The following is an 11635-nucleotide window of genomic DNA, read 5'->3' on the forward strand; positions in this document are numbered from 1 at the left end:
GATTGACCGGACTGGAACACTGATGTTCCATTCGGGGCATGACTCCTTCCGCCCCGGCGTTCTCCCGGTTGCGCACGCTCACCTCGTTCCTCGTCCCGCACCGGCGGACGATGCTCCTCGGTCTCGTGCTGGGGCTCGCCGCCAACGCGGCCGGGCTCGCGACGCCGATGGTCACCAAGTGGGTCCTGGACACGCTCGGCGCCGGCGAGTCGATGGCCCGCCCGATCGGCGCCCTGCTGGCGCTCGTCGTCGTCGGCGCGGCCGTCTCGCTGTGGCAGTGGCGGCTGCTCGGAACGCTGGCCGAGCGCGTCGTGCTCGACGCGCGGGCCTCGATCGTCCGGCACTACTTCCGGGCCCGCGTCGGCGACCTGCAACGCCGCCCCACCGGCGAACTGGTCACCCGGGCCACCTCCGACACCCAGCTGCTACGCGAGGCGTCCGGCAGCATCGTCGGCCTGGTCAACGCCGGTATCGCCCTGGCCGGCACCCTCGTGCTGATGGGGGTGCTCGACCTGTTCCTGCTCGGCTGCACCGTGGCCGCCGTGCTGGTCGTCGCCGCGGTCATGGGCGCACTGATGCCCCGCATCGGGCAGGCGCAGGCCGCGGCGCAGGAGTCGACGGGCGCGCTGGGTGGCGTCCTGGAGGGGGCGCTGCGCGCGATCCGCACGGTCAAGGCCAGCCGGGCGGAAGCCCGGTTGACCGAGCGGATCGTCGCCGACGCCCGGCAGGCGGCGACGCACAGCGTACGGGCCGCGCGGGTGACGGCGTCGGTCTGGACGATCGCCTGGACGGGGATCCAGCTCGCGGTGATCGCGATCCTGGGCATCGGCGCCTGGCGGGCCCAGCACGGCCTGCTGGAGATCTCCAGCCTGATCGCCTTCCTGCTGTACACGTTCCAGCTGATGGGGCCGATCATGGAGCTGACCCAGAACACCACGGCGTTGCAGGCCGGGATCGCGGCGGCGGGACGGATCCGCGAGATCGAGACCATCGCGACCGAGCCGGCAGGCCCGGCGCCCGCCCCGGCGGAGCCCGCGCCGACGCCCGACGCGCAGCAGCCGGTGCTGGTGTTCCGCGAGGTCACCGCCCGGTACGGGCCCGACGCTCCCCCCGCGGTGCGGGACATCGAGCTGGCCGTCCCCCGGCGGGGGCACACGGCGATCGTGGGGCCGTCGGGGGCCGGCAAGACCACGCTCTTCTCGCTGATCCTGCGCTTCCTCGAACCCGAGCGGGGGGAATTGCTGCTCGACGGCCGCCCGTACGCGGCGTACGGGCACGACCAGGTGCGGGCCCGGCTGGCGTACGTCGAGCAGGAGACGCCGGTGGTACCCGGCACCGTCCGCGACAACCTGCGCTTCACCCACCCCGACGCGACCGAGGAGGAGATCTGGGCGGTGCTGCACGCCGTCCGGCTGGACGACAAGATCGATTCGTTGCCGGACGGGCTGGACACGTCGCTGGCGTCGACGGAGGTCTCCGGCGGGCAGCGCCAGCGCATCGCCCTGGCCCGCGCCATGCTGCGCACCCCCGACCTCCTGCTGCTCGACGAGGCGACCGCGCAGGTCGACGGGCTGACCGAGGCGGCGTTGCAGGAGTGCATCCGGCAGCGCGCGGCATCCGGCGCGGTGCTGACCATCGCGCACCGGCTCTCCACGGTGCTCGACGCCGACCGGATCGTGGTGATGGAGCACGGCCGGATCCGGGCCCAGGGCACCCACTCCGAGCTGCTGGCCGCAGACGATCTCTACCGCCGCCTGGTGGCGGCGCTTCGCATCGCCACCGAGGAACGCACGGTCGCGGCCGAACTCTCCGCGGCCGCTACGCGCTAGCTTCCGGTGTCGGGGCGTGCCTCGTGCCCGGGTCGGCCCCGGCTGCGCCGCCGCTCCTTCATCTCCGCCTCGTAGAGGTGCCGGCGACCGCCGACCAGCTCCTCCCGGGCGGCCCGGTCCAGGTCGCGGAAGAGGGCGTAGTAGTTGTCGTCGAAGTCCTCGACGATCTGGAACGTCCACCGTCCGGCGATCACGTTGCGGCCCAGCAGGTCGGTGTCGATACGGTCGGCGATCCGGTCGTGCCCGGCGGCGCGGAACATCTCCACGGCGTCGTCGAGCATCAGGTCGGCGTGCCCCACCAGTTGGTGCAGCGAGTAGAGGTGACCGCGGACCCGCTCGACGCACTCCAGCGCCTCGCTGAGCTTGCCGAGCGCCGCCACCGTCTCGTCGCTGACCCCGGCGGGCCTGCGGTGCCGTTCGTCCGGCCCGTCCTCGTGTCGTCCCATCCGTTCCTCCAGGTTTCGGCTGTGCCCGTCCGGGCGGTTCTCCTCTGCCCCGCCCGCGTCGGATCAACCCCCCGCGCCGCCCGCTGACCGTTCGGGGGAGGGTGAAAAACCCGCCGACCGGCCGAGGTCGACCCTGGTCACGGCCGGATAGCCTCGGTCACCATGCGTGTGCCGTTCACCCGGGTCGAGGCCCGTTCCGCCGCCAGTTCGGCGCGGGCCACCCTCGCTCTCCTGTCCACCTCGGTCGGCGCCGAGGGACTGGCCGCCGCCGCCGCGCGTCCGGGCCTGCTCGCCCTGGTCGACCAGCACGCCGCGGCGGTGCGGGAGAGCCTGGACGGCGACCGCCGGGCGCTGAGCGCCGCCGCGCTCGCCGGCTACGCGGAAGGTGTCCGCGCCGCCGCGCTGGAGCACGGCTGGCAGCCGCCGGCGGCCCCGGTGGACTGGTCCGCACCGGACTGGCTGCTCACCCGGCTGCTCGCGGTCTGCGCGCTGACCCGCTCGCTCGGGGCCCCGGCGACCGCCCCGCTCCCGCTGGTCTGAACCGCCGGCCCCGGTCGCACACGCCGGAGGGGCGCCCGCACGTCCGCGGACACCCCTCCCCGTCCTGCTCACCGCCAGGTCAACGGCGGAACTGCTGGGTCTCGTCGCTGACGTTCCCCGACTGGTACGTGCCGCGCCCGCCGGCCGTCGCGGACTCCTGCCCGCGGGGCATGACCTCGGTGCGCTCGGCCGCCGTCCGGTCCGCCATCTGCCGGCCGACGTCGGTCTGACCGGCCTCCCGGGCCCGGCGGTGCTCCTGCACCGCCCGCGACTCCTCGGCCATCCGGTTCAGCCAGCCTTCCCAGCGGTTCTGCATCGGCCGCACCAGGCCACCGCCGACACCGATGATCAGGATGCCGGCCACGGTGGCGAGCACCGCGATCAGCACCGGAGTGGTCACCGTGGTCGCGATGCCCACCTGGTTCAGCGCGGCGATCACACCCAGCGCGAGGATGAAGACCGCCACCAGGTCCGCCAGGACCTTGCCGTACGCGAGCCCGCCCAGCGCCCCGGTGACCAGATCCCGGACGGCGTTGGCGATCGCGGCGGCCACGACGATGATGACGATCGCCACGAAGGCGCGTGGCAGCCAGGCGACCACGCCGCTGATCAGGTCACTGATCGCGTTGGGTCCCCACACCCCGAAGGCGAACTGCAGGGTGAACAGCAGCACGGCGTAGTACGCAAGTCTCGCCAGGATGTCACTGGCGTCGTACTTGGTGCGTTCCAGCGCGCGCTTGATGCCGCCCCGTTCCACCGCCCTGTCGAACCCGACCCGTTCCAGCGCCGTGTCCACGATCTTGAGCACGGCTCGGGCGATGAGCCATCCGACCACGAGGATCGCGATGAACGCGATGGCCCGCGGTATGAAGAGCAGCACCGACCTCCACATGTCGGCCACGGCGTTGCCGATGTCGACCTGCCTGACCGCGAGGCTTTCCGGCATGATGTCCCTCCTGTCGCATGGACTGCGCCGCGCGCTTACCCGGTCGCCGACGCGGCACGCCGTCGGAGTCCCCGAGTTTTTCCCGACATGTCACCGCAGAACAGCCTTGACCTGCCCGAACGTTCGGGCCCGGCGTGGTGCGGGGCATGATCGGAAACAGCCGACGGACCCTCCGGCTAGGCTGCGCTCATGCCAGGAACGGTCGGACGGGTCCCGAACCCACCAGCCCCGGTCTCGGGAACGCCCTCCGCGTCGGGCATGGCGGCCGCCGTCCCGCGCCACGACTGGGGTGGCACCCCGCTCGGTGCGTGGCGGACGTGGGACCCGGCGGTCCGGGCCGCCACGGAACTGCTCCTCGCCTCGCCCGTACCGATGGCCCTCACCCTGGGCGACGAGCACCTGCTCGTCTACAACGACGCGTACGCGGAGCTGATCGGCGACCGGCACCCCGACGCGGTGGGCCGCCCGGCGGCCCAGGTGTTCGCGGAGTCCTGGCCGCTGCCCGGCGTCGGGGACGCCATCGCGCACACCTACCGCTCCGGGGAGCCGTTCCTGGAGAAGGAGACCACGCTTCCGCTGCACCGCCGTCCCGGCCTGGTCGAGCAGTCGGTCTTCACCCGGGGCTACTCCCCCGTGCGCGACAGCGCCGGGCGGATCGTCGGCGTGCTGACCGTGGCCGCGGAGACCACCCAGGTCACCCAGCAGTTGCAGAGCCTCAGCGACTTCGCCGCGGCGCTCGCCGGCACCCTCACCCTGGACGACGTGGCCCGGGTCGCGCTGCGCTACACGATCACGGCGTTCGACGCCGACCGGGTCTCGTTCGCCGTCGACGAGGGCGGCGGCGGCTGGCGGATGGTCCGGCGCATCCGCGGCGAGCTGATGGACGAGGCCGACGAGCGCCTCCCCCCGCTGTGGCGGCGCGTCCCGCCGGACGGGCTGGGGCCGGGGGTGACCGTCGCCCGCAGCGGCGTGCCGTACTTCGCCGACGACGGCCAGCCGCTGCGGGACATCGCGGTGGACCGGCACGACCAGAAGGTCCGCTCGCTCGCGGCGGTGCCGCTGCGGGCCTCGGTGGTGCGCGGCGGGCTGACGGTCGGCTACCAGGTCCCGCACGTCTGGTCGGCCGCCCGGCGCGCGCTGCTGGCCGCCTCGGCCGAGCTGGTCGGCCAGGCCGCCGAGCGGGCCCGCCGGTTCGAGACCCAGCACGGCACGGCCCAGCTGCTGCAACGCAGCATGCTGCCGGAGCACCTGCCCGACCTGCCCCGGATGCGGATCGCCGCCCGCTACGACCCGGGCGTCGACGGCAACGCCGCCGGCGGGGACTTCTACGACGCCTTCCTGCTGCCCGACGGCGGCCTGGGGATCGTGCTCGGCGACGTCGCCGGCCACGACGTGCAGGCCGCGGCCCGGATGGGTCAGGTCCGCGCGGCGCTGCGGGCGCTGGCGCTGACCGACCCCCGCCCCGACGCCGTGCTGGCCGGGCTCGACCGGTTGGTGACCAGCCTGGGCGCCGAGGGCGACACGCACGAGCTGTTCGTGACGGTGGTCTTCGGGGTCGTCGACGCCGACCGGCAGCGGCTCACCCTGGCCAGCGCCGGTCACCCCGCCCCGCTGATCCGCCGGTGCGCCCCGGACGGCGACCCGGTCGCCGAATACCTCGACGTGCCCGCGGGCGCCCCGCTGGGCCTGGGCTGCCGGCCGCGCACCGTCACGGTGCCCTTCGCCCCCGGCGACACGTTGCTGCTGTTCAGCGACGGTGTGGTGGAGCGGCGCTGGCAGGACCTGACGACCGGCCTGGACGCCCTGGCCATCGCCGTGGCCGGCGCGGGCAGCGGCGACCCCCGCGCGTTGTGCGCGGTGGCCACCGCGGCGGTGCCCGGCGCCACCGAGGACGACGTCGCGGTGCTGGCGGTGGAGCACGCGCTGCGGCCGTCCCGGTCGACGAGCATGGAGGTGCCAGCCGAGCCGACCGCGCCGAGCCGGGTACGGCACTGGATGACCGCGCAGCTCACGGAGTGGCAGGTGCCCGAGTCGATCATCGGCGCGGCGGTGCTCTGCACCAGCGAGCTGACCACCAACGCCCTGCTGCACGCGGGCACGGCCGCCCGGGTGGAGATCGACCTCAGCCCGGAGCGGCTGCTGGTGTCGGTCGCCGACTCGGGCACCCGGGGCACGGTGACCCGCGCGCAGACCGACACGCTCAGCAGCCGGGGCCGGGGACTGGGGCTGATCGAGGAGCTGAGCGACGCGTGGGGGACGGACCCGACCGTACGCGGCTCGACGGTCTGGTTCGAGATCCTCATCCCGCCCGCGTGAACGGTGGCGTCAGCCCGGCCCGACGGGGTAGGAGGACCGTATGCCCGCCGACAAGCCCACCGGTGTCCTCTTCGACGTGGACGGCACCCTGGTCGACACCACCTACCTGCACACCGTGAGCTGGTGGGAGGCGCTGCGCCAGACCGACCGGCCCGTACCCATGGCGACGATCCACCGCGCCATCGGGATGGGCTCGGACAAACTGCTCGACCACCTGCTCGGTCCGGAGCGCGACCGGAGCGCGGACCAGAAGCTGCGCGCCGCCCACGACACCCTCTTCGCCGAGTACTGGGAGCGGCTGGTCCCGCTGCCCCGCGCCGCCGACCTGCTGCGCGCCTGCGCGGAGCGGGGACTGCGGGTGGTGCTGGCGACCTCCGCCGCCGAGCACGAGGTGACCGCGCTGCGCCGGGCGCTGGCCGCCGACGACGTGATCCACACGATCACCAGCTCGGCGGACGCGCGGGAGAGCAAGCCGGCGCCGGACATCCTGGTCGCCGCGCTGGAGCAGTCCGGGCTCGCCGCCGAACGCGTGGTCTTCGTCGGTGACTCGGTGTGGGACGTCGCCGCCGCAGGCGAGCTGGACATCCCCTGCGTCGGTCTGACCTGCGGCGGCACCGGCCGGGGCGAGCTGGCCGGGGCCGGTGCGGTGGCCGTCTACGAGGACCCCGCCGCGCTGCTCGCCGCCCTCGACGACTCGCCGGTCGCCCGGGCGGGGTGACGCCGCCGACTCCGTCGCTCCGAAGAGGAATACGAGAAGTCCTCCGGGGGCAAGGACTTGCACCACCTGCCCGCACGCCGTGGGCGAGGCGGAGAGGTGGGGTCGTGGAGCCGGTAGACGTGGCGTTCGCGGTGGTCGGTCTGGGCGCGCTGCTGGCGGGGATCCTGCCCCGGGTGCTCGAGCACCGGCCGCTGTCCATGCCGATCGCGTTCCTGGGGCTGGGCATGCTGGTCTTCGCCCTCCCCGTCGGGCTGCCGAACCCCGACCCGCTCGCGTACCCGGACGTCGCCACCCACCTCACCGAGATCGGCGTCATCGTGGCGCTGATGGGCGCCGGGCTGAAGATCGACCGGCCGTTCAGTTGGCGCCGCTGGTCGTCGACGTGGCGGCTGCTGGCCATCGCCATGCCGCTGTGCATCGTGGCGGTGGCGGTGCTCGGCTGGTGGTGGGCCGGGCTGGTGCCGGCCGCCGCGCTGCTGCTGGGGGCGGCCCTCGCCCCGACCGATCCGGTGCTCGCCGCCGACGTGCAGGTCGGCGAGCCCACCGATGCCGAGGACTCCGAGGACGAGGTCCGCTTCGCCCTGACCTCCGAGGCCGGGCTGAACGACGGGCTGGCCTTCCCCTTCGTGTACGCGGCCATCGCCATCGCCACCACCAGCCTCGCGCCCGGCGACTGGCTGGGCCACTGGCTCGGCGTGGACGTGCTCTGGAAGGTGGCGGCCGGGGTGGCGGGCGGGTGGCTGGTCGGGTGGCTGCTCGGCAAGCTCTTCTTCCGGGCCCCGAGCAAGCTGCGGCTGGCCCGGCACTCGGAGGGCTTCCTCGCGCTGGCCGCGACCTTCCTGGCATACGGGCTGGTGGAGGTCGTCAGCGGGTACGGCTTCCTGGCGGTCTTCGTGGCCGCGCGGGCGATCCGGGCCGCGGAGCGCACCCACGAGTTCCACTCCGTGCTGCACGACTTCGCCGAGCAGGTGGAGCGGCTGCTCACCGTGCTGTTGCTGCTGCTCTTCGGCGGCGCCGTGGTGGGTGGCCTGCTGGGCCCGCTGACCTGGCCGGCCGCCGCGGTCGGACTGGCGCTGGTCTTCGTGGTCCGTCCGCTGCTCGGCTGGTTGTCGCTGCGGGGGGCGCCCGGCCGACCGGCCGAGCACTGGGTGATCGCCCTGTTCGGCATCCGGGGCGTCGGCTCGTTCTTCTACATCGCGTACGCGACCGCGAAGACCGACTTCCCCCAGGCGGACCTGATCTGGGCGACCGTCGGCCTCGTGGTGATCGTCTCGGTGGTGGTGCACGGCATCGCGGCGACCCCGGTGATGCAGTTGCTGGACCGGGCGGGGGAACGCACGTCGGACCCGTCCGAGCGCCGCCACGCCGGCGAGCCCGTCACCACCGGGGGTTGACCGCCCGCCCCGCCGGTGTGCGCAGGGGCTGCTTCCTCACGCTGCGCCCAGGCGGGTGACGAGGGCGCGGCCGAGGTCGCGACCGGAGAGCCAGGCGCTCTGCACCCGGGGTGCGCCGAAGGCGTCACCGGCCAGCCCGACGCCGTCGGCGTCGAGGTGGTACGTCCCGCCGGGGCCTTCGGTGGGCTTCGCGTACGTCCAGCGGTGCACGTGCACGTGCTCCGCCGCTTCGGGCAGCCCCAGCAGGTCCCGGACGGCCTCCTCGATCGCCGGACCGGCCCCGGAGGGCTGGGCGAGGTGGCCGGCGGCGAACTCGGGCGTGGTGTGGGCGACCAGCACCGGCGCGTCGTCGCCGCGGCGGTCGCCGTCGTCGCAGACGAGGTTCAGCAGCGGGTGGTCGTTGACGAAGGCGCCCCGGAAGGTGGCCCACCGGCGGGCCGGGAAACGCAGCACTGCGGCCAGGGACGGCGACCAGCGTTGGACCTGTGTGGCCCGGGTGGCGGCGGCGAGGGCCGGGTCGAGCAGCAGGGCCGCCTGCGGCCCCGGCATGGCGAGCGCGACCGCCTCGCAGGGCCGCCCGTCGACCACCGGTCCGGGCGCGACGCCGAGCACGAGCCGGTCCACGGTCACCGGCAGTTCCCGGGCCAGGTGCTCCACAAGCGTCCGCAGCCCTCGGGTCGCCGCCCAGCGCATCGGGCCGGGCGCCGCACGCCGGCCGTCGGCGCCGTACGCGACGAAGGTGTCGGTCCACTCGCGGGCCAGGCCGGCCGAGCGCCATCCCTCCACCACCTCGGCGAAGTCCGGATCGCTGACCGTGAAGTAGGCGGCGCCGGTGTCGGCCGGCCGGCCGTCGAAGCGGCGGCTGGCCATCCGGCCGCCGGCCACCCGGGCGCGCTCGCGGATCTCCACCGGGATGCCGGCGCGGGCCAGTTCCGTCGCGCACGCCACTCCGGCGATGCCCGCGCCGACCACCACCACACCCGCCCGCTGCGCCGCCGTCATCCGGTGATCGTATGCGCGCCCGCGTCGCCCGGACGGCCGGAGACACGCCCGGCGCGTCCGGGCGTACGACGCGCCGGAGATGCGGCATGGATCGCCGCCGCACGGGGTATTGGCACGTCTGTTCGAAGGAAGGTGGAGACCATGACGGACCGCAGCAGCAGCCAGGCCAACCCGCAGGGCGCCATCAAGGACCCGGACGAGTGGGTCACCGGCGAGGAGCCGCCGACCGCCGCCCAGGAGTCCTACCTGGCGACCCTGGCCCGGGAGGCCGGCGAGGAGCCGCCGGAGGGCTTGACGAAGGCCGAGGCCTCGAAGCGGATCGACCAGCTCCAGGAGGAGACCGGCCGCGGTCAGTGACCGGGCGGGCGGCGCGGTGGCAGGCGGTGCAGTTCGACCTCGTCGAGCCGTCCCGCCGCCACCCGCGCCGTCAGGTACGTGGCGTACGGCTGGGCCCGCCGGTCGGTGGGCGAGCCGGGGTTGAGCAGCCGCAGGCCACCCGGGGCGACCGTGTCCCAGGGGATGTGCGAGTGGCCGAAGACAAGCACGTCGGTGTCGGGGAAGCGGGCCGCGCAGCGGCTCTCCCGCCCGGCCTTCGGGCCGGTCTCGTGCACGACGGCGACCCGCAGCCCGTCGAGTTCCACCCGGGCGACCTCCGGTAGCCGGGCGCGCAGCGCCGGCCCGTCGTTGTTGCCGTACACCCCGACGAGGCGGCGGGCCCGGGCGGCGAGGGCGTCCAGCAGCGCCTCGTCGACCCAGTCCCCCGCGTGCAGCACCACGTCGGCGGCGTCGACCGCCGCCCAGAGCGGCTCCGGCAGGTCCCGGGCCCGCTTCGGCACGTGGGTGTCGGCGGTGATCACCAGGCGCATTCCGTCATTCTCCCCGCGGGACCGCGCGCCGCGGCCGGCGCGCCGGCCCGACGCCCCGGAATGTCGCGGCCTCTTCACATCGCGGCAATCAGCACGTAGTTTGACGTCGATGCATGGGAGCGCTTCCAGCGGTGCTCCTCGATGGAATGGGAGATCCCGTGAGAAGCAGACCCGCACTCGCCGCGCTGAGCGCCGCGGCGGCGCTCACCGTCGCCGCCACCGTCACCGTCGGCATCGTCCGCGCACCCGCCGCGGTCGCCGCCGACTCGGCGTTCTACGTCGACCCGGCGACGGCCGCGGCGGCCTGGGTCGCCGCCAACCCCGGCGACCCCCGGGCCGCCGTGATCTCCGGCCGGATCGCGAACGTTCCCCAGGGCCGGTGGTTCACCCGGACCAACACCTCGACCGTACGGTCCGAGATCGACGCCCTGGTCGGCGCGGCGGCGGCCGCCGGCAAGGTGCCGATCCTGGTCGTCTACAACATCCCGAACCGGGACTGCAGCGGCGCGAGCGGCGGCGGCGCGCCCGACCACGCCACGTACCGGCAGTGGGTCGACCAGGTCGCGGCCGGCCTGGCCGGGCGGCCGGCGACAATCGTCCTGGAACCCGACGTGCTGCCGCTGATGACCAGCTGCCAGAACGCGGCCCAGCAGGCCGAGACGAGGGCCTCCATGGCGTACGCCGGCAAGAAGCTCAAGGCGGGCTCGGCCGCCGCGAAGGTCTACTTCGACATCGGACATTCCGCGTGGCTCGCCCCCGGCGAGGCCGCCTCCCGGCTGCTCGGCGCGGACGTCGCCAACAGCGCGGACGGCATCTCGCTCAACGTCTCCAACTACCGGCGCACCGCCGACGAGGTCGCCTACGCCAAGGCCGTGATCGCGGCGACCGGGGTGTCCCGGCTCAAGGCGGTCGTCGACACCAGCCGCAACGGCAACGGGCCGGCCGGCTCCGAGTGGTGCGACCCGGCCGGGCGGGCCATCGGCACCCCGAGCACCACCGCCACCGGCGACTCCGCCATCGACGCGTACCTGTGGGTGAAGCTGCCCGGCGAGGCCGACGGCTGCATCGCGCCGGCCGGCCAGTTCGTGCCGCAGCGGGCGTACGACCTGGCCCTGGCCGCCGGACCGGCCCCCACCACCGCCCCGCCGACCACCGCCCCGCCCACGACGGCGCCCCCGACCACCGCCCCGCCCACGACGCCCCCGCCGAGCACTCCCCCGCCGACCGGCGGCTGCACGGTGTCGTACACCCCGAACTCGTGGTCCGGTGGCTTCACCGCCGAGCTGCGGGTGACCAACCACGGCGCCGCGCTCACCGGCTGGACCCTCACCTTCGCCCCCGGCGCCGGAGTCCGGCTGACCAACGGCTGGAACGGCGACTGGACCCAGTCGGGCGACCGGATCACCGTGCGCAACGCCGCCTGGAACGCCGGCCTGCCCACGGGCGGCACGGCCTCGCTCGGGTTCCAGGGCACCTGGCCGGGCGGCGCCCTGCCCACCCCGACCGGGTTCACCCTCAACGGCACCGCCTGCTCCTGACCGCCGTGCCCCGCCCGTCCCGCCCGTCCCGCACGGGGCG

11 protein-coding genes are annotated in these 11635 nt (G+C 74.6%); 7 read left to right on the forward strand and 4 right to left on the reverse strand.

Annotated elements, in window-relative coordinates:
- Positions 1-38: 38 nt before the first annotated feature.
- Entirely contained in the window at positions 39-1829 is a 1791-nt protein-coding gene (locus tag ACGFNF_RS10285; RefSeq protein WP_393167094.1) for an ABC transporter ATP-binding protein, read from the forward strand.
- Here ACGFNF_RS10285 and ACGFNF_RS10290 read toward each other — a convergent pair.
- Positions 1826-2275: a hypothetical protein gene (locus ACGFNF_RS10290; RefSeq protein ID WP_393167096.1), complete on the reverse strand. Its 450-nt coding sequence runs from the start codon at positions 2273-2275 to the stop codon at positions 1826-1828. The genes ACGFNF_RS10285 and ACGFNF_RS10290 overlap by 4 nt on opposite strands.
- A 162-nt stretch (positions 2276-2437) precedes the next feature.
- On the opposite strand from ACGFNF_RS10290, the gene ACGFNF_RS10295 reads away from it, so the two are divergent.
- Positions 2438-2815, forward strand: coding sequence for a DUF6401 family natural product biosynthesis protein (locus ACGFNF_RS10295; RefSeq protein ID WP_393167098.1), 378 nt, complete (start codon positions 2438-2440; stop codon positions 2813-2815).
- Positions 2816-2894: 79 nt separating this feature from the next.
- Here ACGFNF_RS10295 and ACGFNF_RS10300 read toward each other — a convergent pair whose 3' ends face one another.
- Positions 2895-3761, reverse strand: a complete 867-nt coding sequence (locus ACGFNF_RS10300) for a hypothetical protein (RefSeq protein WP_132235954.1) — start codon at positions 3759-3761, stop codon at positions 2895-2897.
- A gap of 189 nt (positions 3762-3950) precedes the next feature.
- Between ACGFNF_RS10300 and ACGFNF_RS10305 the strand changes: the two genes are divergently transcribed.
- The 3 genes from ACGFNF_RS10305 to ACGFNF_RS10315 all read left to right on the forward strand — a co-directional run bounded on the left by ACGFNF_RS10305 (position 3951) and on the right by ACGFNF_RS10315 (position 8189).
- Complete coding sequence (locus tag ACGFNF_RS10305; protein WP_393167100.1) at positions 3951-6077, forward strand: SpoIIE family protein phosphatase; 2127 nt, start codon at positions 3951-3953, stop codon at positions 6075-6077.
- A gap of 40 nt (positions 6078-6117) precedes the next feature.
- Positions 6118-6795: an HAD family hydrolase gene (locus ACGFNF_RS10310; RefSeq protein ID WP_393167102.1), complete on the forward strand. Its 678-nt coding sequence runs from the start codon at positions 6118-6120 to the stop codon at positions 6793-6795.
- Positions 6796-6899: 104 nt separating this feature from the next.
- Positions 6900-8189 (forward strand): cation:proton antiporter, encoded by a 1290-nt coding sequence (locus tag ACGFNF_RS10315; protein ID WP_393167104.1) that lies wholly within the window; start codon positions 6900-6902, stop codon positions 8187-8189.
- A 36-nt stretch (positions 8190-8225) separates the two neighbouring features.
- Here ACGFNF_RS10315 and ACGFNF_RS10320 read toward each other — a convergent pair whose 3' ends face one another.
- A complete protein-coding gene (locus ACGFNF_RS10320) occupies positions 8226-9167 on the reverse strand; it encodes an NAD(P)/FAD-dependent oxidoreductase (RefSeq protein WP_393167338.1) in 942 nt (313 codons plus the stop codon).
- A 165-nt stretch (positions 9168-9332) separates the two neighbouring features.
- On the opposite strand from ACGFNF_RS10320, the gene ACGFNF_RS10325 reads away from it, so the two are divergent.
- Positions 9333-9548, forward strand: coding sequence for a DUF3072 domain-containing protein (locus ACGFNF_RS10325; protein WP_132235944.1), 216 nt, complete (start codon positions 9333-9335; stop codon positions 9546-9548).
- Here the strand turns inward: ACGFNF_RS10325 and ACGFNF_RS10330 are convergent.
- A complete protein-coding gene (locus ACGFNF_RS10330; protein ID WP_393167106.1) occupies positions 9542-10057 on the reverse strand; it encodes a metallophosphoesterase family protein in 516 nt (171 codons plus the stop codon). The genes ACGFNF_RS10325 and ACGFNF_RS10330 overlap by 7 nt on opposite strands.
- A gap of 158 nt (positions 10058-10215) precedes the next feature.
- Between ACGFNF_RS10330 and ACGFNF_RS10335 the strand changes: the two genes are divergently transcribed.
- The gene (locus tag ACGFNF_RS10335; protein ID WP_357578832.1) at positions 10216-11595 is read left to right on the forward strand and encodes a glycoside hydrolase family 6 protein; all 1380 of its coding nucleotides are present in this window, start codon (positions 10216-10218) and stop codon (positions 11593-11595) included.
- Positions 11596-11635 lie beyond the last annotated feature (40 nt).

The organism is Micromonospora sp. NPDC048868 (assembly GCF_043198195.1).
Classification (GTDB): Bacteria; Actinomycetota; Actinomycetes; order Mycobacteriales; family Micromonosporaceae; genus Micromonospora; species Micromonospora reichwaldensis.